Source organism: Serratia oryzae, from assembly GCF_001976145.1.
GTDB classification, from domain to species: domain Bacteria; phylum Pseudomonadota; class Gammaproteobacteria; order Enterobacterales; family Enterobacteriaceae; genus Chania; species Chania oryzae.
Genome location: NZ_MOXD01000003.1, coordinates 128,328 through 147,074, shown reverse-complemented (window position 1 = coordinate 147,074; position 18,747 = coordinate 128,328). Strand labels below are relative to the sequence as shown.

At 48.3% G+C, this 18,747-nt stretch carries 18 protein-coding genes; 10 read left to right on the top strand and 8 right to left on the bottom strand.

Features of this window, described 5'->3' with window-relative positions; genetic code table 11:
• The first annotated feature begins 291 nt into the window (after positions 1-291).
• On the top strand, positions 292-540 hold the full coding sequence (locus BMI79_RS06665; protein ID WP_076941364.1) for a GlsB/YeaQ/YmgE family stress response membrane protein: 249 nt from the start codon (positions 292-294) through the stop codon (positions 538-540).
• 121 nt (positions 541-661) lie between these two features.
• Here BMI79_RS06665 and BMI79_RS06660 read toward each other — a convergent pair whose 3' ends face one another.
• Positions 662-1,669 (bottom strand): NAD(P)H-quinone oxidoreductase, encoded by a 1,008-nt coding sequence (locus tag BMI79_RS06660; protein WP_076941363.1) that lies wholly within the window; start codon positions 1,667-1,669, stop codon positions 662-664.
• 457 nt (positions 1,670-2,126) lie between these two features.
• Between BMI79_RS06660 and cspE the strand changes: the two genes are divergently transcribed.
• Positions 2,127-2,339: a transcription antiterminator/RNA stability regulator CspE gene (cspE, locus tag BMI79_RS06655; RefSeq protein WP_004946278.1), complete on the top strand. Its 213-nt coding sequence runs from the start codon at positions 2,127-2,129 to the stop codon at positions 2,337-2,339.
• Positions 2,340-2,549: 210 nt separating this feature from the next.
• Positions 2,550-2,750, top strand: coding sequence for a protein DsrB (gene dsrB / locus BMI79_RS06650; RefSeq protein WP_125828745.1), 201 nt, complete (start codon positions 2,550-2,552; stop codon positions 2,748-2,750).
• Between the two features lie 203 nt (positions 2,751-2,953).
• Here the strand turns inward: dsrB and rcsA are convergent, their stop codons facing one another.
• Both rcsA and BMI79_RS06640 read right to left on the bottom strand, forming a co-directional pair.
• Positions 2,954-3,583 (bottom strand): transcriptional regulator RcsA, encoded by a 630-nt coding sequence (gene rcsA, locus BMI79_RS06645; RefSeq protein ID WP_076941361.1) that lies wholly within the window; start codon positions 3,581-3,583, stop codon positions 2,954-2,956.
• A 783-nt stretch (positions 3,584-4,366) separates the two neighbouring features.
• Positions 4,367-5,782, bottom strand: coding sequence for a pyridoxal phosphate-dependent decarboxylase family protein (locus BMI79_RS06640; RefSeq protein ID WP_076941360.1), 1,416 nt, complete (start codon positions 5,780-5,782; stop codon positions 4,367-4,369).
• 105 nt (positions 5,783-5,887) lie between these two features.
• On the opposite strand from BMI79_RS06640, the gene BMI79_RS06635 reads away from it, so the two are divergent.
• The 3 genes from BMI79_RS06635 to mgtA all read left to right on the top strand — a co-directional run bounded on the left by BMI79_RS06635 (position 5,888) and on the right by mgtA (position 10,826).
• The gene (locus BMI79_RS06635) at positions 5,888-6,757 is read left to right on the top strand and encodes a LysR substrate-binding domain-containing protein (protein WP_076941359.1); all 870 of its coding nucleotides are present in this window, start codon (positions 5,888-5,890) and stop codon (positions 6,755-6,757) included.
• Between the two features lie 474 nt (positions 6,758-7,231).
• Positions 7,232-7,930 (top strand): MgtC family protein, encoded by a 699-nt coding sequence (locus tag BMI79_RS06630; protein WP_076941358.1) that lies wholly within the window; start codon positions 7,232-7,234, stop codon positions 7,928-7,930.
• A 196-nt stretch (positions 7,931-8,126) separates the two neighbouring features.
• Complete coding sequence (gene mgtA / locus BMI79_RS06625; RefSeq protein ID WP_076941357.1) at positions 8,127-10,826, top strand: magnesium-translocating P-type ATPase; 2,700 nt, start codon at positions 8,127-8,129, stop codon at positions 10,824-10,826.
• On the opposite strand, the gene BMI79_RS06620 is transcribed toward mgtA, so the two are convergent.
• Complete coding sequence (locus BMI79_RS06620; protein ID WP_076941356.1) at positions 10,821-11,597, bottom strand: DUF3307 domain-containing protein; 777 nt, start codon at positions 11,595-11,597, stop codon at positions 10,821-10,823. The genes mgtA and BMI79_RS06620 overlap by 6 nt on opposite strands.
• Entirely contained in the window at positions 11,594-12,193 is a 600-nt protein-coding gene (locus BMI79_RS06615) for a hypothetical protein (RefSeq protein WP_076941682.1), read from the bottom strand. The genes BMI79_RS06620 and BMI79_RS06615 overlap by 4 nt, the downstream gene beginning before the upstream one ends.
• A 217-nt stretch (positions 12,194-12,410) precedes the next feature.
• On the opposite strand from BMI79_RS06615, the gene BMI79_RS06610 reads away from it, so the two are divergent.
• A complete protein-coding gene (locus BMI79_RS06610) occupies positions 12,411-12,953 on the top strand; it encodes a cytochrome b (RefSeq protein WP_076941355.1) in 543 nt (180 codons plus the stop codon).
• 158 nt (positions 12,954-13,111) lie between these two features.
• A complete protein-coding gene (gene kynA, locus BMI79_RS06605; protein ID WP_076941354.1) occupies positions 13,112-13,954 on the top strand; it encodes a tryptophan 2,3-dioxygenase in 843 nt (280 codons plus the stop codon).
• 61 nt (positions 13,955-14,015) lie between these two features.
• On the opposite strand, the gene BMI79_RS06600 is transcribed toward kynA, so the two are convergent.
• The 3 genes from BMI79_RS06600 to ydgT form a co-directional block, all read right to left on the bottom strand.
• Positions 14,016-15,050: an NADP-dependent oxidoreductase gene (locus tag BMI79_RS06600; RefSeq protein WP_076941353.1), complete on the bottom strand. Its 1,035-nt coding sequence runs from the start codon at positions 15,048-15,050 to the stop codon at positions 14,016-14,018.
• A 365-nt stretch (positions 15,051-15,415) separates the two neighbouring features.
• Positions 15,416-15,835, bottom strand: a complete 420-nt coding sequence (gene uspC / locus BMI79_RS06595) for a universal stress protein UspC (protein WP_076941352.1) — start codon at positions 15,833-15,835, stop codon at positions 15,416-15,418.
• A 152-nt stretch (positions 15,836-15,987) separates the two neighbouring features.
• On the bottom strand, positions 15,988-16,203 hold the full coding sequence (gene ydgT, locus BMI79_RS06590) for a transcription modulator YdgT (RefSeq protein ID WP_076941351.1): 216 nt from the start codon (positions 16,201-16,203) through the stop codon (positions 15,988-15,990).
• A 1,562-nt stretch (positions 16,204-17,765) separates the two neighbouring features.
• Here ydgT and flhD point away from each other — a divergent pair.
• Both flhD and flhC read left to right on the top strand, forming a co-directional pair.
• Positions 17,766-18,116: a flagellar transcriptional regulator FlhD gene (gene flhD, locus BMI79_RS06585; RefSeq protein WP_076941350.1), complete on the top strand. Its 351-nt coding sequence runs from the start codon at positions 17,766-17,768 to the stop codon at positions 18,114-18,116.
• Entirely contained in the window at positions 18,116-18,700 is a 585-nt protein-coding gene (gene flhC, locus BMI79_RS06580) for a flagellar transcriptional regulator FlhC (protein ID WP_156293893.1), read from the top strand. Before flhD ends, flhC begins: the two co-directional genes overlap by 1 nt.
• Positions 18,701-18,747 lie beyond the last annotated feature (47 nt).

The following is an 18,747-nucleotide window of genomic DNA, read 5'->3' as shown; positions in this document are numbered from 1 at the left end:
AGTAAAGTGCTGAGTTTTTACTATAGTAATAACATGCAGATACAAATTATTGCAGATATTCCCCCGGTTAATTGGCCGCTTGGAAGTACTTTTTACGGGGAACATCAGTAGGTAAGGTTCAGTCAGTATTGGTTCTGTATGGCAGTTTGTCAGCAGCTTTCAGGTTGTGTCGCGTTAATGATATGAAATGTTAGTCAATTGTTCCTAAAAAAACAGCATCCGATGGGGGGCGGTGCTGATGTTGGCTTGGTGATTGGTTTTTTAGTCAGAAAATAAATCGGGAGAGTAAAAATGGGTATCATTTCCTGGATCATTTTTGGGTTAATTGCCGGTATTCTGGCTAAGTGGATTATGCCAGGCAAAGATGGTGGTGGTTTTATCATGACTGTCATCTTGGGGATTATCGGGGCGGTTGTCGGTGGTTATATCAGTACCTTCTTCGGTATGGGCCGAGTCGATGGCTTCAATCTCGGCAGCTTTGTGGTGGCCGTTGTCGGTGCTCTGGTGGTGCTGCTTATCTACAGAAAGGTCAGGAGCTAGCCAGATAGTGATTAACGGGGTCGCTGCGGCGGCCCTTTTCTTTGCCCATCGATCAGAAAGTGAATGTAAAAACCTATGCTGTTGATGTTCCCTGCCGGCGGAAGCCCGCAGGGATTGGTTTTCAAGGCACTAAGACGATCTTGCCAATATGAACGCTGGATTCCATCAGCGCATGTGCCCGTGCGGCCTGTTCCAGTGGGAATGTCTTGAAAATCTGCGGTTTTAACGCACCGCGTTCCAATAATGGCCACACCTTTTGCTCTAATTCGGCGGCGATCTGCGCTTTGTCTTCCACGCTGCGTGCCCGCAAGGTCGAACCGGTGTGGGTGAGGCGTTTAAGCAGCAATGGCATCAGATTAAGTTCTTTGATCACGCCGTGCTGGGTTCCGATCTGCACGATACGGCCATCCATTGCGGCGGCCTGATAATTCTTGGCGACATAATCACCGGCAATCAGATCGACAATCACGTTCGCGCCTTTGCCATCGGTGGCGCGTTTCGTATGCTCAACGAAATCTTCGCAGTGGTAATTAATGGCTACGTCGGCCCCGAGAGCCAGGCTGGCCTGGCGCTTTTCCTCCGAACCTACCGTGGTGATGACGTGCGCACCGAACGTTTTCGCCAACATGGTGGCTACTGTGCCGATCCCGGAAGTCCCACCATGAATCAGCACCGTTTCCCCGGCTTGCAGATGGCCGCGTTGAAAGACATTCACCCAAACGGTGAAGAAGGTTTCTGGGATAGCAGCGGCCTCAATCATACTGAACCCCTTCGGCACTGGTAACGCATTGCTCTCATGTACTTTGCAATATTGCGCATAGCCACCCCCGGCGATCAGCGCACAAACCTGGTCGCCAGGTGCGTAGCGCTGCACTCCGCTGCCGACCGCAATCACATCCCCTGCCATCTCAAGCCCTGGAATATCAGAGGCCCCCGGTGGTGGTGCGTATTGCCCGAGGCGCTGCATGACATCGGGGCGGTTGACCCCGGCTGCGGCAACTTTCACTAATATTTCACCGGGTGCCAGCGCAGGGAGCGAGCGTTCTGCGAGCACGAGAACCTCTGGCCCTCCGGGCTGGCTGATTTCGATAACTTTCATGGTATTAGGCGGTGGTGTATTGGTTGACATGCCATTCTCCTTCTATAGGGAATCGGGAAAATGCCCGATTCAGGGATACGCCGACGGAACGGTATTATTTTATAGGAATAACCGCCGCGGTATGTAGGAGATAGGGCGCTCCTTGAGAGGATCAGGGTTTTTGGGGCCAACGCTCATCATTCTCTGTATTGCTAAGAAAGTGCCTATAATTCCGGCATTTTGGGTCGAATACTGTGCAGTCGCCCCGGTTTCTGCTCATGTGAGGCAAAAAAGAGTTGCTATTCAACGCCGGTCATGAGGTAATGCTTACCGGCCTGTGGTACAGACCTATTTATGCACGACATTTTGAGTAAAGTAGTTCAAATTTAAAGCGTTATCCTAGATAGCTCTTCACTGACGAATTTCCTTTCTAGTGCCTCCATAAGTAACTGATGACCGGCTATAACATGCCCATGGCGGCTTAAATTTATTATTGAAGGAATTAGACATGTCTAACATGATCAAAGGTCAAGTGAAGTGGTTCAACGAATCTAAAGGTTTCGGTTTCATTACTCCAGCAGACGGCAGCAAAGATGTATTCGTACACTTCTCTGCTATCCAAGATCAAGGTTTCAAGACCCTGGCTGAAGGCCAGAACGTACAGTTCTCTATCGAGAACGGTGCTAAAGGTCCGTCAGCGGCTAACGTTACCGCTATCTAATCGGCTTTTGCTGATTGAAAAAACCCGCCAAGGCGGGTTTTTTTGTGCCTGCAATTTGCTGGGCAAAATGTCAGAACAGTGAAAATCGTGTGGCGGTGCTCTGCTAAGCTTTAACGGTTTAGAATAATTGTCTGGGCGTGGTGTAGCCTGGGAGCGGAGCTTGGGCGATTCTGCCATGCGCTGATAATCACGATAAATGATGAGGTTATCATGAAAGTTAACGATCTGGTGACGGTGAAAACTGACGGTGGTCCACGTCGTGAAGGCGTTGTGCTGGCAGTAGAGGTATTTAATGAAGGCACAATGTATCTGGTGGCACTGGATGATTATCCTGCGGGTATATGGTTCTTCAATGAGATCGACAGTCGCGATGGGACTTTCGTTGAATTGCGTTCCGCAGAACAGAAGTAACCGCCCGGCTCATGGCGAATTTTTAGCTGACAGACACCTTCTTAGCAGATATCAGGATTAACAATTAAACGGGAATACCCGTTGCGACAGGACAAAACGTGTCGATGCGAACAGGTATTTCGATTTTGCTGGAGAAAGGCTCCAGCAGAGCGCTTGTTTGGCCTCACAGCAAAACAGCCTGTGAGATTGTGGCGCGAGCCGGATCAGCGGTTGTTAACGAATATGCCATTAGTCAGAGTGTCGGTTAAGCGAACAACATGATAAATAATCTGCTTGTTGTGTGTTTTGATTTTTCTTTTGATATTGCCCTTATGGGAAGAGACCGTTTTTGCTTTGATCTGCATCTGATCGGAGATCTGAATGGTTCCCTGGCCGGACATCCACATGCGTAGCATATTGGACTCGGTCTGGCTGAGCGTCACCGGAGTCTGGTCGAGCGAGTTTTTTTCAGGGCGAGTCGTTTTTTTCTCAAGGTAGTGAGTCAGCAGCTGGCTCATTGTTTCTGGCTTGATGGATTTTGACGAAATGATAACGTTTTTACGCACGTATAAATAATCGTCGAAATGTACATTGGTGATCGCCATGAAGATAAAGAATAACGTATCGGGGTGCTGAGAAATTACCCGTTTTATTCTTTCTGTTGCATCGGCTTCATGTATAAAGCAATCTTCGTTCAAGAAGACTAGGTTCGGCTTAAGCTTGGTACATTTTTCATTCAAAGAATCGATGTCGGTGACTGCACTAATATGGCGCTTCTTCATGCCATGTGCGGCCAGATAATCAGTCAGTCCTAGCTTAGTATAACTACATGAATCCATGATAATTGTTGACATATGAGACTCCCACTTAAACCCGTTTTACTGCAGTAGTAATAAGAAAAGCCCGAGTTTTTAAGGCTGAAAAGGTACAAAAGAATTACATTTTATGAACGCCAAGTTCTATCAATAAAACTGACACTACTCAATGACTTTTCAGACTAAATTTTTTCATCCTAACAATTCATCAGTTTAGCTTAAGTTGTCTTATTGTGCCTGCTGTTTGGATCACCATTCGCAATAACATCATATGCTACTTAATTGATTGGTTCATCGCCGATTAATTGTTCTACAACCGAATTAGGACTGTTTTTTTCTTTGTAGGATAATTATTAAACAGTATTTTAATGTTAATTTTTCTTTAATATATGCTGTCTTTTGATTGTCACTTGTGTGTTGCAAGCATCAATGATTTGAATTTAACATTTTAATTCAATTAATTACCTCAATTCATTTGCGTTATTTATCGTTGTTCGCATGGGGGATTCCCAGCCAAGAAAAAAGGTGTTCGGATTAATCTCATGATTTTTACTTTATTAACATAGGGTTAAGCGGTTTTCATCCTGGTTTATGTCGGTTTTTTCAATGGTGAGGCGGCATTCAGCGTAGCATTTTACATAATTTTTGTAGGTATAGATTGGCAGTAACATAAAGGCGCGTGTGAAGGGAAATGCAGATGTTCTAAGTATTTACAGGCACGCAGGATTAAACATGTTTGTGAACGACTGCATGATAGTGACATGTCGCAATGTTAGGCAAGATGCCGTTACGCTATCACAACGGCGTCATTTCGCCCGACGGTTAAATAGCCTCTGACCGGCAGGTACGCATTGATTCTAATGCCAAGATGATATCCCGCTCCTCGGTCATCCAGTTTACCAGTGCAGCACGAATGCCAGGCTGACCGGCATAGTGAGTGGGTGTACAGCGCACTACTCCATGCTGATCCAGACGTGCGAGAAAACGGTCACGCGCGGCTTCTGCTTCACCTTCAATCTCTGTCAAGGCAAAGCACAGGATGTTCAGGTTGACCGGGGCCAGCAGGCGGAATCCTTTACTGGCCGCTAACCCCTCCCCCAAACGGCGTGCTAGTGTGACGTTCCGCTCCACAATCTCCCGCATGCCGTTGCGGCCGTAAGCCTTCAATGCCATCCATAATGGCAGAGCGCGAAAACGCCGTGAGTTCTCTGGCGTCAGGTGCAGATAGTTATCTGGGCGCAAGGTCGGGGCTTCCAGATAAACTGAGTGATTCTGGAATACCTGCATTTGCAGCGCCAAATGACGGGTGAACTGAATCGCGCTGTCATAGGGGACGTTCATCCATTTGTGCGCATCGACGGTGATCGAGTCGGCTTGTTGCCAGCCTTGCAGCAAGTGTTCATAGCGGGGGGAACAGGCGGCCACGCCGCCGAATGCGGCATCTACATGCAGCCAGAATGGATAGCGCTCGCGTAACGCCAGCAAACCAGGCAGATCGTCGAAGGTGGCGGTGTTCACCGTCCCCGCGCTGGCTAATACCATCGTCGGTCTGCCGGGCGTCGCAGCAAGATGCTGTTCCAAAGCGGTGATGTCGATCGCTTCCGAGTTGTCCTGCTGGGCGATGCTTTGTAGTGCATCACGTCCGATACCGAGCATGCCGAGTGATTTCACACTGCTGGAGTGTGCATTGGCTGAAAGCACCTGAATTGGGCCCAAGGCTGCCAGCCCTTGCTGTGCCACATCAATTCCGCGCTGCAGCCCAAGCCATTGGCGGCCGATAGCGATACCGACAAAGTTGGCCATAGTGGCTCCGCTGACAAAGCTACCGCTGAAATCAGCCGGCAGATGCAAGAGTGCTTTGAGTTGCTCAATCGTGGCCAACTCGATGGCTGCAGCAATGGTATCATGGCTGAGCAGGCTATTCTGGTCGGTAGTGCTAACCAGCCAGTCGGCTGCTAAGGCCGCCGGAGTATTACCTCCGGTGACAAAGCCAAAATAGCGTGGTCCGGCGCTAGCAGAGAGCCCTGTGGCATAACGCTGCCAAAAATCGTCCAGAGCAGCTAGTGCTCCGTGGCCTTCTTCCCGCAGTATTTTATCCTCGGCGTTAAGCTCTTGTTCGGCCAATGGCGGGCATACTGGGCGCTGCTGCAGCCCTGCGAGAAACCCTTTTGCCAACTGATTGGTGTGGTCAAGTATGCCGGGAAGATCGTCAAGATCCTGTTGTAAACGAGGGTGCATGTATTTTTCCTCAGTGCCAATAAGTTAAGATGACAGAATAGAGGATTTGCATTGGCATCAATATCGATGAAAAATAGCCTTTTTGGATAATAAGGCTAACCAGCAATGAACGATCGTCTGCCTGTTCATCTTTTACCAACGTTTATTATTGCTGCTCGGTTGGAAAATCTGCGCGCAACCGCGCAACAGATACACCTGACTCATGGCGCCGTCAGCCAACAGATTCAGCAACTCGAACAGGCCATTGGTTGTCCGTTATTTGAGCGTAATGGGCGTGGGGTGCGGCTGAATGCTGCCGGTCGTGAACTGCTGGCCGTGGCTGAACCCGCGTTGGTAGCCTTGCAGCAAGGTATCAGCCGTGTCAGACGGATTGCGGCAAGCCAAACGTTGCGCATCAGCGTACTGCCTTCTTTTGCCCATTATTGGTTATTGCCTCGATTGGCAGAGTTCCATCGTGCTTGCCCTGGGATTCGGTTGGATATTGACGCTACCCTGGTCGTACAGGATTTGGCTCGTAAAGGTTTTGATGCGGCGATTCGCCTGGGGCAGGGAACATGGCCAGGTGTGCAAGCACAGCGAATTGCCACAGGTGAAGTGGTGCCGGTTGCCACCCCGACGTTGGCCTTGCAGTGGCAGCAGGCTTTTGCCCGTGCTGAGGCCACGCTTCCCCTGCTTGAACATGATGTCACGCCTTGGCGTACCTGGTTTCAGTCACAAGGGTATGCCAGCGGTGGTCAGCAAGTGGCGCTATTTAATGATGCAGGTTTGCTGATCCGCGCTGCTGAACAGGGGTTTGGCATTGCCTTGGTGAAAGCGGTACTGGTCGGCGACTTGATTGCTGAGGGCCGGTTGGTGCCGTTAGCAGCGGCACAGCGTTTGGGGAATGACGATACTTATCTGGTGTGGCCGCAGGCCACGGGTTTGCAACCTGCGGTTGAAGCACTACTGCATTGGTTACAGCAACAACTCGGGTGAATCAGGGGGGCTTACTTTTCTGTCACGCAAATTATTTAGGGGAGATTATTACCGACATAATTAAATAACGAGGATATTCAGTTTAGTATTCGTTTAATAAATTAGTCTTTACTTCATAGGGCCACATAACTATACTTCAGCCAAAATTTCAGCGGAGAAAATCAATTGGACAGTTGTAGTAGCAGCGAAATAATTAAGGCAAGCTGACCGATCTCCTTCTGATTTGTTGCTTGCCGAACACGGCGGGCAGCACCCTCTCTTGTTCTTCCGAGTTGTGCCAACCCGAACATCATTGTTGTACCTGAGGCTGAATGGCTTCGGGAGATTTGATTCGGATATTATTATGGTCTTTCATCGCTACAACCTTTTCCCTCCAGGCATTCAACGCTAATCCGCTGATTTATTGTCAGCGCAATCTTGCGTGTGCTTAACAGCACATGATTCACCCTCCTGCTGTTTATTAAGGGGAAGATCATGGCTATGACTCCTTTTGTCTTAAATTTATTACTGGCGATGAGCCTGGGCGCAATTATTGGGGCCGAGCGGCAATGGCGGCAACGTATGGCCGGCTTACGTACCAATGCGTTAGTGGCGACCGGTGCTGCGGTATTTATCCTGAGTTCGTTTACCACGGAACCCTCTAGTGCTGGGCGTATCGCTGCGCAAATTGTTTCCGGGATCGGCTTTCTTGGCGCTGGCGTCATTATGCGTGAAGGTCTCAATATTCGTGGGTTGAATACGGCGGCGACGCTGTGGTGTTCTGCGGCGATCGGCGTGTTGTGCGGCCTGGGGCAACATTGGGAGGCCGTGCTGGCGACGCTGGTGATCCTGTGTGCCAACATTCTGCTGCGTGAAGCGGCGCAGCGTATTAATCTGCAACCGCAACAACAGGCGGTTGATCTGGAATTACGCTACCGCATCATGGTGACCTGTGGCGAACAGGATGAAATATTGGTACGCACGTTAATTCTGCAAGCGTTGAACGGCGTTGCATTACGTTTGCAATCGCTGCGCAGTGCCGATATTGCCATTCCTGGCCAGTTAGAAGTGTGTGCGGAAATTATCGCCAATCCCGTTGCACAGAAAGATATTGAAAATATTGTCTGCCGCGTCAGTCTGGAAAAAAGCGTCAGTGCGGTGCATTGGCGAGTCGCTTCTGAATTGCCGGTTTAATTATTATCAACATTCACCTGCTTGGTGATAAGGAGCCGTTATGGACGAGCACCCCGGAGCGTTTATTATTCTGCGTTGTTAGCGCAATAATAATGACGTTAACAACGCTAATTCAATAAATTCCGCTTTGCGCATGTTCACCCGTTAATCCGGGCGGGGTTCCCCTGTGTGCAGAGTAAAATAAGAGAATAGCGTCATGACCTATATTAAAGAAAAAGCACGCCGCCGTGATAAAAACAGCACGCCCTATGCCATCGCTCTTGAGGCAAAGAACAGCCTCGATCAGACGTTGGCAAATTTAAACTGTAGCCGCATTGGATTAACTCAGGAAGATGCACAAGAACGTTTGCAACACTTTGGCACCAATCAGGTTGCTCATGAGAAGGCCCCCCATGCATTGGTGCAGCTCATCAGCGCATTTAATAACCCGTTTATTTTTGTTTTGATGGTGTTGGCGGGGATCAGTTTCTTTACCGACTATTGGCTTCCGGCCCGGCACGGTGAAGAAACTGAGCTCACCGGCGTGATCATTATTCTGGTGATGGTGACGTTGAGCGGTTTGCTGCGTTTCTGGCAGGAATATCGTACCAACAAAGCTGCCGAATCACTGAAATCGATGGTGCGAACGACCGCGACGGTGCTGCGCCGCAGCAGTTTCAGCGCTCAAGCCTTGGCGGTGGAAATCCCGATTCGGGAACTGGTCCCGGGCGACATTATCCAACTTTCCGCTGGGGATATGGTGCCTGCGGATGTGCGGTTGCTCAGTTCCCGTGACCTGTTTATCAGCCAGGCCATCTTGACCGGTGAAGCGATCCCGATCGAGAAATATGACGCGCTGGGTAACGTTAGTCAGAAATCGACTGAAATCGATGCCTCCAGCGAAAGCGAGTTGCTCGAGCTGTCGAATATTTGCCTGATGGGAACCAACGTTGCCAGCGGCACTGCCTCGGCGGTAGTGGTAGCGACCGGGGGCCGCACCTACTTTGGTTCTCTGGCCAAGTCGATTGTCGGTTCCCGCTCACAAACCGCGTTTGATCGGGGGGTGAACAGCGTCAGTTGGCTGTTGATCCGCTTTATGCTGGTGATGGTACCCATCGTCTTGCTGATCAATGGCTTCACCAAGGGCGACTGGACGGAGGCAGCGCTGTTTGCGTTAGCGGTGGCCGTTGGCCTGACGCCAGAAATGCTGCCAATGATTGTCAGTTCCAACCTGGCGAAAGGCGCGATCGCCATGGCGCGCCGCAAGGTGGTGGTCAAGCGTCTGAATGCCATTCAGAACTTTGGCGCGATGGATGTGCTTTGTACCGATAAAACCGGTACCTTGACGCAGGATCGTATCATCCTAGAGCATCATCTGGATGTGAACGGTAACAAAGACAGCCACGTACTGCATCTGGCCTGGTTGAACAGTTTCCATCAAAGCGGAATGAAAAACCTGATGGATCAGGCAGTGATCCGCTTTGGGCGTGGCAAACCGGGCGTTGAGGCACTCGGGCGTTATAGCAAGGTGGATGAACTGCCGTTTGATTTTGTACGCCGTCGCCTGTCGATTGTGGTGCAGGATGAAGAGCAGCGCCAGTTGCTGATCTGTAAAGGTGCCGTGGAAGAGATGCTGGCAATCGCCACCCACATGCGCGAAGGTCAGCAGGTACTGGAGATTGATGACGCGCGCCGTGCTGCTTTGCAGGCATTGGCCTGCCAGTACAACGAAGATGGTTTCCGTGTGCTGGTGCTGGCCACGCGCGATCTGGGGCAGGAAGGCTGCACGCTGCCACTCAGCGTGGCGGATGAGCGCGATCTGGTGATTGAAGGGCTGTTGACCTTCCTCGATCCGCCGAAGGAAAGTGCGCAGGAAGCGATTGCGGCATTGCAGGAAAATGGCGTAGCGGTGAAAGTGCTGACCGGTGATAACCCGGTGATCACCTGCAAAATTTGTCGTGATGTTGGCTTGGAGCCCGGAGAGCCGCTCTCTGGTTTGGAAATCGAACAGATGGATGACGTTCGGCTGGCACGTGAAGTGGAGCAGCGCACGGTATTCACCAAACTGACGCCATTGCAGAAATCACGTGTGCTGCAGATGCTGCAGGCCAACGGCCATACGGTTGGTTTTCTGGGAGATGGCATCAATGATGCTCCGGCGTTGCGCGATGCTGACGTAGGGATTTCCGTTGATACCGGCACCGATATTGCCAAAGAATCGGCCGATATCATTTTGCTGGAAAAGAACCTGATGGTGCTGGAAGAAGGGGTCATCAAAGGGCGCGAAACCTTCGGCAATATCATCAAATACCTGAATATGACCGCCAGTTCCAATTTCGGTAACGTGTTCTCTGTTCTGGTTGCCAGTGCCTTTATTCCTTTTCTGCCGATGCTTGCGATCCACCTGCTGTTACAGAACCTGATGTATGACATTTCCCAATTGTCGTTGCCATGGGACAAGATGGACAAAGAGTTCCTGCGTAAACCGCGCAAGTGGGATGCTAAAAACATTGGCCGCTTTATGCTGTGGATTGGGCCGACATCGTCTATTTTTGACATCACCACCTATGCCCTGATGTGGTTCGTATTTGCTGCCAATAGTGTGGAACATCAGGCGCTGTTCCAGTCTGGCTGGTTTATTGAAGGGTTGTTGTCACAAACGCTGGTGGTGCATATGCTGCGAACCCAGAAGATCCCATTCATCCAGAGCACGGCCGCGTTGCCAGTGTTGCTGACCACAGGGATTATCATGGCGCTCGGTATTTATATTCCGTTCTCGCCGCTCGGCGCTTGGGTTGGCCTACAGCCATTGCCGTGGGAATACTTCCCTTGGTTAGCAGCAACCTTGGTCAGCTATTGCGTCGTGGCGCAACTGATGAAGCGCTTCTACATTCGCCGTTTCGGGGAGTGGTTATAATAATTTCTTGATCATCAGCCCCAGCATGATGGTGAGCGTAAAAGAAAACAGCGTACCGAGTAGCACATACTCGGTACGCATTTTATCCCCAGTTTGCCGTAGATCGCCAAAGCGGAAAATGGACTTTGCTGCCAGCAGAAAACCGATGGCAGGAATCTGCCCAATCAGCACAAACGTCAGGATCAGCGTTCTCTCCAGATAACCAATTTGTTTACCCGCCCGTAGCAGTGAGTCGTTATCAGCTTTGGCACTGAGCGGCATTTGTGGTGCCCAGTGCGCCAGCAACTGCCCGATCAGAATGCCCATGGGCATATAAATCAGCAGATAGGCCAGTAAAGTCAGACTGAGTTGCCAACCGGACGCCTGTTGCCATATGACATATAGCACTTCTCCAGCATGCGGGCTGAGATACAGCCACAGGCAAAGGATAACGGCCATATGTAACCCCTGATCCAGCAAGAGACTGTTCACTGAGCTTATCCGAGTGAACCAGGTCACTTTCATCAAGTCGATCAGGTAATGGCTGATGCTGATTATCAGCAGTGCGCTCAACACGTTTAGGGCCGATAATCCGCTATGAATTAAGCCAAATAGAGAGATAGCAAAAGCTGCCAGCACGCCATGCAGCAGGGCATGTAACAGTAGAAAACGCGAACGGCGGCGATTCTGGGCCTTATCCTGCACCCAACTGAGTGGTTGCAGAGGAAAATCGGCAACCAGATGGACGACCAGCATCCAGATCAACAGTGAGGCATAGGTTAAATCCGTCATGAGGTGATCCTGTTTATTGCCGTGATAAATCGCATCATCTCGTCAAAGGCAGCCCGTTTTAAGGTGGCAGAGACCGTAGAGGTCGCTTTCTGCAACGCTGCGGCTACGCTTTTGTTGGTGCAGGTAAACATCCTGGCCTGGACAATCTTGGCTTCAGACTGTGACAAACGGCCGATGACATGATCTAACATCGGCAACAGATCGCTGACAATGCTGTTGATTTTTTCATTGTCGGTTTTCAGAGCCAGATAGCAATTTTTTGCCATGTTATCCAGCGAGTTGCCGGAATTAAGGAATGCGCTGCCATAACCGGTGTTTTTTGCCTGTTGGGTACCCAATCCTATGGCTAAACGAGCATCCCAGTGAGCGGTATTGGATGCCCGTAGTACGATACGGATATACACAGCCAAGAGCAATCCCTGCTCTGGCTTAGAGACGATCTGGAAACTATCACCGCGAAAGATATCGTATTGTTGTAGGCGCTTGGCTTGTTGTAGCTCGGAGAGTAACTTATCGAGATGTGCAATATAGCTGGCTGTATCAACCTGCTGTGAATTTGCCAAATCTCCAGTGATGACGCTGATTTTTGCCTTCATTTTATCGACCAACAAGAGAGGAGGGTGTCATAGTAAATTCGCATCCAAAGACGAACTTGTCAAATATTCGTATCTGGATACGAATATCATTAAAATTCGCACCTGGATACGAATTTCAATGAGCAGCAGCTAAAGGCAAAGAGAGCCTTTTAATGTTGATTTAACTAAACAGGACTATAGTTGGCGTAGTTTATATATTGAGATGAAAGGGGGAAGCATGAACCGGAAGTTTGCACCGAGTCAGATCTTTTTCCATTGGGTAATCTTCATTTTGGTCGTGCTCACTTATGCCGTGATGGAACTGAAAGGGATTGCACCCAAGGGCAGCAATCTCAGGGAGTGGATGAAAACACTGCATTACACCTTTGGGGTCACGATATTGTTCCTGATGTTAATTCGGGTTGTCCTCAAGTTTGCCTATAAAGATCCAGAGATAATCCCAACGCCTCCACGCTGGCAGATTCGTTTAGCCAAAGCGACCCATGGCATTCTTTACCTGATGTTCATCAGCCTGCCTTTGCTGGGGGGCTTATCGCTGTATTACGGCAATGTGGAATGGTCATTTTTCTCATACCCCATGCCGATTGCGGGCCTGCCGAATGCTGACGTACAACATAATCTGAAAGAGCTCCATGAGCTGATTGCCGATGTTGGGTACTTTATTGTCGGTATTCATGCGGTTGGGGCACTGTTTCATCACTATATTATGCTGGATAACACCTTGATCAGAATGATACCGGGCAAAAAACGGTATCCATAAAGGTACGGTGGGTTTGATGCGTGGAAGAGGCAGGCATGTGATCTGCAGAACATCTTTGGTTAATTGTTGCCTATTTGTTACGTAAATGAACTATTGTTTTCTCTCATTTTGCCAACCAGCAGCGCGTTTCCCCAGAACGGAGCGCCGGGAGAGAAAAGATGAATCAGCGGGAATTAGAGGACACTATCGTCACCGATTTTTCTAAACGTATGAGTTACGGTGATTACCTGTGCCTGGATCGGTTACTGGTCTGCCAACAACCTCTTTCCAACCCTCAGCATCATGATGAGATGCTGTTTATCGTGCAGCATCAAACGTCGGAATTATGGATGAAATTGATGCTGCACGAATTGCAGGCCGCGCGGCTTCTTGTTCAGCAGGATCAACTTAGCCATTGCTTTAAGATTCTGGCCAGGGTAAAGCAGATCCAGCGCCTGTTGTTTGAGCAGTGGGCGGTATTAGAAACGTTGACACCCTCGGAGTATGCAGAATTTCGTGAGGTACTTGGCAGCTCTTCTGGTTTTCAATCCCATCAGTATCGTTCAATCGAGTTTTTGCTGGGTAACAAGAATGCAACGATGTTGGCGGTTTTCAGCGCTGATGCAGAAAAATATGCGGCGTTAAAAACGCTGCTGGAAGCCCCCAGCTTGTACGACGAATTCCTGCTTTATCTTTCCCGCCACGGGTTACCCATTCCACAGGCGAGCATTGAGCGTGACTGGACTCAGCCATACCAGCGCAACCCGGATTTGTTGCCAGTGTTCAAGCTGATCTACAACAATCCTCAAACCTATTGGGAAGCCTACGAAATGGCAGAGAAACTGGTAGATATTGAAGAAAGTTTCCAGCTGTGGCGCTTCCGCCACATGAAAACGGTGGAAAGAATTATCGGATTCAAGTCAGGAACCGGTGGCTCCAGCGGCGTCAGTTTTTTAAAAAAGGCCTTGGAACTGACCTTTTTTCCCGAACTGTTGGATGTACGTACCGAGATTGGTATCTGATCACTACAGAGTTTGCTAATGAAAAGGGCGCCAGCGTGAGCCGGGCACCCTAGCCCGATCGTTATTCGTTGCCGACGCGGATCACCAGCTTGCCGAAGTTTTTCCCCTGCAGCAGACCAAAGAATGCCTGAGGAGCGTTTTCCAGCCCATCGACGATATCCTCACGGAATTTGATTTTACCTTGGCTGACCCACTCCTCCATTTGCTGCAAGAATTCGCCAAAACGTGGGGCATAGTCATCGAAGATGATAAAACCCTGCATCTTGATGCGCTTGCGCAGAATCAGGCTTTGCAGCAGAGGCAACCGATCTGGGCCAGCCGGTAATTCGGTGGCATTGTATTGGGCGATGACGCCACAGACTGGAATACGTGCTTTGGTATTAAGCAATGGGATAACCGCATCGAATACTACACCGCCGACGTTTTCAAAATAAACGTCAATACCTTGTGGGCAGGCGGCGGCCAGCTGTGCTGCAAACTGAGGCGCGCGGTGGTCGATACAGGCGTCAAAACCCAGCTCATTGACAACGTAACGGCATTTTTCTTCACCACCGGCAACGCCTACTACGCGGCAGCCTTTCAGTTTGGCGATCTGCCCAACCACCGAACCAACGGCACCGCTGGCGGCGGCAACCACGACCGTTTCCCCCGCTTGTGGTTGGCCAATATCCAGCAGCCCCATGTAAGCGGTAAAGCCTGGCATGCCTAAAACGCCAAGCAGCCGGGAAGGGTGGTTCAGCTTGGTGCCCAGATTACGCAACCCTTGGCCATCGGACAGCGCATACTCTTGCCAACCCTCGTAGCCCAACACCCAGTCGCCGGTTTTGAAGTCAGGATGCTGTGATGAAACGACGCGGGATACGGTACCGCCGACCATAACCTGCCCGATTTGCACGGGTGCTGCATATGAAGGAGCGTCGCTCATACGGCCACGCATATAAGGATCAAGCGAAAGGTAGAGGGTACGCAACAATAACTGGCCTACCGCAGGCTGCGGTATCTCGACAGTTTCCAGGCGGAAATTTTCTGCCACGGGTTCGCCATGTGGGCGAGAGGCTAAAACAAAACGACGATTATAGCGCGTTTGCTGGGACATTGGATTCTCCTGAACGGCAGGGTGAGTTATTTAGTCTACTCAATATGTGGTATGAGAAAATAACGTTATGTGCGCATGGATATATACTAAACAGGAAACTTTAATTCTAAAGAGAAATAATTAATATGTATTTTTTATGTCACTTAATGAAGGGGGCTTTGCATTGTTCATTTTCATGAGCTGAATAGCTATTCTATAAGAGGTTAATATTTTCTGGGGAGTGATTGCGTTTGGCAATTATTTATTGCCTGTAGGATAGTTTCACTCATTTAGAATGGCTTAATTTACACTATAAAATAAGCGTTACCCAAACCTGGGTATTGTAAAGGTAAGCCGTCAGAAGCGACACAGCGATTGCCCGTTCATCATAGTGGAATGATCAGTACATCAATCCTGCTGGTATTAATAAAACGCACAGCGGAACAGGTCACTTTGCTCAGCATACTGTCACTGTGGTTACCGCAAATTACCAGATCAAAGGGTTGGCGCTGATTGGCATAAGTCAGACAGTCGCCCAATTCACCGTGGATAATACGGGTATTGTCGATCGGGTAATCGGTGCGCGAGCGCAACTCCTCCATAAACAGCAGCGTCTCTTCTTCCATCAAAGCACGCAGATCGCCGAACATCGGGCCAGCAAAATTATTATAGATCTCGGGGTTAGCGATCATACTCACCAGCGTGATTTGGCCATTGTAGGGGCGCACAATCGACACGGCTTTTTCTACCAGCCGATGACTGTCTGCAGCCACTGCGACTGCAACCAGAACGTTGTAGTACCCCATATTCTACTCCTGTAGCTTGATGATTTGCTTAAAGGGTAGAACTTTGGCAACCCAATAAATGTGTTTCGTATCACGCGCGGCAGCAAATCTTGGGGTAGGCAAGACGATCCGCCATAAAAGATAAAAAGAAGCGCGCGCGTAATCGTGGGCAGTTAAAGCACTTGCGCCCACAGTGACTTCGGTACTTTTCCTAGGTCGAATAGCTTTCCTGACACCAATTCTGCGCGGCGATGATCGGCTGCGCGGTACATGTTACTCATTTCGCTATCGTTGGTGATGGAGTAATTAAGCTTGTCATAGACTTTTTCTAAGCTGTCCAAACTTGAGCATTTGCGAAATGTCATCAGATAATCGATGGTATTGGTCATGGTTGAAATGTAGCCTGTTAATTATTTTGAAACAGTAAGAAAAACATCACCTGCTTACGGGGTAACCGTGAGCTGAGATGCGCCGCCGGACACAAACAAAGAAAATGAACAAACGAATCACGCGACAACAAAATAAACCTAATGGCGTTGTGAGCGCATAGGGAATGATAATATGTGCCAGCCATATCGGCAATATTCCTGAGCGTGCAAAGCATTAATTAGGGATATTCCTAGGTGAACGCGTTGGGAAACTATTTTCTTTGCCATTTTGAGCATGGCAATACTCATGCAAGAGGGAGCAGGAAGACAGCGAGGTGCTCACGGTGCCTATCCGTGTTGCAAAATGTTAGTGGTCTGCAGTAACTATATTCTTTGGCGCCAGCACCTGGTCTGATGACTTAAGTCGTCGAACACACTTTAAGATTTCATTGTTCTTCTGAGTGGCGGTTTGAAAACGATGATATGCTCTTATAAGACGCTTACCTAAGCATGAAACAGTAGTAAATTTTCTTATCTTTAGAGTGAAAGTCATCTGCTTTTGGGCAATAAAATAACAGCAGGTAAATTATTTTTGAGAGGATAAATGGCAGGATTATAATAAGAAAAAATTAAAACAGGGTGAATAGCAGTCAGGTTTATCTATATAGCGCCTTTCAAAAGTATAAAGTTGAAAGCTAAAAAATTCGCGCTTGGAATGACAATAAATTAAAGGAGTAACTACGAAAGAAAAAAATTAATATTTTAATAATTTGTAACGATAGCCGTTTTAGCCATCTCCTATTGGTGATGACTCTGGTCATGATGATGGTACTTTTCATTATTTTTGAAACATCATGTTGCTTTTGTTTTGTTGTTCAAAACCATAAAGTACAATCTCTAATCGGATAGGAGCTCTATGGTTGAAATTGAAACAGTGTTTTTTTTAGGATATTACGTCAATTTTGAAATGATAAAACCTTATAATTTACATGTGTTATTTTATATTTATGTGGGTTTTTCAATCTAAATAATTGTTATTAATGGATTTATTATAAATTTTCGGTTTTTCGTCCTGTTATTTGGCTTTGGAGAAATGTTTGTTCGAACTGATCTAAAAAAGTGTGTTTTTAAGCGAGTAAACAATATTTTTAAGACTCTTTCTTACTTTTGGTTGCTTTTTGAACTACAATGATTCAAAAAACAGGCTCGCATCTTGATGCTTTTCTTAAGTATTTTTTATTTTTGTGACTTGTATTGCATTTTTTTTAAAATAACCTACCGCCCTCGTTGTGTATGCTAAAGGTTCAGAGGTAGAGTTATACCGATATTCGGAATAATCCTAATAATTTGTAAAATAGTTTTATGACGAAAGTGTCATAAAGCGGGGTTACTGTATATCTAGACCGATTGGTTCATATACGTACCAAATACTGAGTAACGCGGCCCTAATGGAGTAAGGCTTCAGCATTGTCATGGTTGACATGAAGAGATCTGTTTGCCAACTTCGGGAATAAACCCAAATCACGGGCGATAAGTTTATCACCCAGCGTATGTTTTTAAACATAGTCTGTCGGGATGGGAATATGGGTACGTCTGAACTACTTAAACATATTTATGATATCAACTTGTCATATTTGCTTTTGGCGCAGCGTTTGATAAATGACGAGAAGGCGTCTGCAATGTTCCGCCTGGGGATTGACGAAACTATGGCCGATGCCTTGTCGCAACTCACGTTGCCGCAAATGGTCAAATTGGCAGAGACCAATCAATTAGTCTGTCATTTTCGTTTCAACGATCACAATACTATTGAACGTTTGACCAAAGAGTCCCGTGTGGACGATCTGCAGCAAATCCACACTGGGATTTTGCTATCAAGCCATTTACTGCAAGGGCTACCGGATAAAAGCGGTGGCACGACAAAGAAAAGGGCCTGATGATGAGCGATAAAAGCATTGTGCAGGAAGCGAAAGATATTCAACTCGCTATGGAGTTGATCTCCCTAGGGGCACGTTTGCAAATGCTGGAAAGCGAAACGCAACTTAGCCGCGGGCGTTTAATCAAACTTTATAAGGAGTTACGTGGCAGTCCACCGCCTAAAGGCATGCTGCCGTTTTCTACTGACTGGTTTATGACATGGGAACAGAACATTCACTCATCCATGTTTTATAACGCCTACCGTTTCCTGCTGAACAGTGGGCAATGTCGGGGAGTGGAAGTAGTGATCAAGGCTTATCGTCTGTACCTGGAACAGTGTCCACAACAGCCAGATAAAGCGCCATTGTTGGCTTTGACCCGCGCCTGGACGCTGGTACGTTTCGTCGACAGCGGCATGTTGCAGCTTTCTGCCTGCAATTGCTGTCATGGCATCTTCATTACCCATGCCTACCAACCAGTTAACAGCTTTGTTTGCAGCTTATGCCAACCACCTTCCCGCGCAGTAAAAAAACGTAAACTTTCGCCGCAACTGACCGATATTACTCCTCAACTGCTGGACGAGCAGGTTAAGCGTGCGGTTTGAGCCTGCACCTATGCCGATTTATTGAAACCAAAAACAAACAATAAAAC

Excerpts from the sequence above, each read along its gene's own strand:
- BMI79_RS06615 (WP_076941682.1), bottom strand. The coding sequence starts at position 12,193 with ATGAAGGCAAAAATCAGCGTCATCACTGGAGATTTGGCAAATTCACAG.
- flhC (WP_156293893.1), top strand. The coding sequence starts at position 18,116 with ATGATGAGCGATAAAAGCATTGTGCAGGAAGCGAAAGATATTCAACTC.
- BMI79_RS06600 (WP_076941353.1), bottom strand. The coding sequence starts at position 15,050 with ATGTCCCAGCAAACGCGCTATAATCGTCGTTTTGTTTTAGCCTCTCGC.
- BMI79_RS06620 (WP_076941356.1), bottom strand. The coding sequence starts at position 11,597 with ATGACGGATTTAACCTATGCCTCACTGTTGATCTGGATGCTGGTCGTC.
- BMI79_RS06635 (WP_076941359.1), top strand. The coding sequence starts at position 5,888 with ATGAACGATCGTCTGCCTGTTCATCTTTTACCAACGTTTATTATTGCT.
- cspE (WP_004946278.1), top strand. The coding sequence starts at position 2,127 with ATGTCTAACATGATCAAAGGTCAAGTGAAGTGGTTCAACGAATCTAAA.
- mgtA (WP_076941357.1), top strand. The coding sequence starts at position 8,127 with ATGACCTATATTAAAGAAAAAGCACGCCGCCGTGATAAAAACAGCACG.
- kynA (WP_076941354.1), top strand. The coding sequence starts at position 13,112 with ATGAATCAGCGGGAATTAGAGGACACTATCGTCACCGATTTTTCTAAA.
- BMI79_RS06665 (WP_076941364.1), top strand. The coding sequence starts at position 292 with ATGGGTATCATTTCCTGGATCATTTTTGGGTTAATTGCCGGTATTCTG.
- flhD (WP_076941350.1), top strand. The coding sequence starts at position 17,766 with ATGGGTACGTCTGAACTACTTAAACATATTTATGATATCAACTTGTCA.
- BMI79_RS06640 (WP_076941360.1), bottom strand. The coding sequence starts at position 5,782 with ATGCACCCTCGTTTACAACAGGATCTTGACGATCTTCCCGGCATACTT.
- ydgT (WP_076941351.1), bottom strand. The coding sequence starts at position 16,203 with ATGACCAATACCATCGATTATCTGATGACATTTCGCAAATGCTCAAGT.
- BMI79_RS06660 (WP_076941363.1), bottom strand. The coding sequence starts at position 1,669 with ATGTCAACCAATACACCACCGCCTAATACCATGAAAGTTATCGAAATC.
- uspC (WP_076941352.1), bottom strand. The coding sequence starts at position 15,835 with ATGGGGTACTACAACGTTCTGGTTGCAGTCGCAGTGGCTGCAGACAGT.
- BMI79_RS06610 (WP_076941355.1), top strand. The coding sequence starts at position 12,411 with ATGAACCGGAAGTTTGCACCGAGTCAGATCTTTTTCCATTGGGTAATC.
- rcsA (WP_076941361.1), bottom strand. The coding sequence starts at position 3,583 with ATGTCAACAATTATCATGGATTCATGTAGTTATACTAAGCTAGGACTG.
- BMI79_RS06630 (WP_076941358.1), top strand. The coding sequence starts at position 7,232 with ATGGCTATGACTCCTTTTGTCTTAAATTTATTACTGGCGATGAGCCTG.
- dsrB (WP_125828745.1), top strand. The coding sequence starts at position 2,550 with ATGAAAGTTAACGATCTGGTGACGGTGAAAACTGACGGTGGTCCACGT.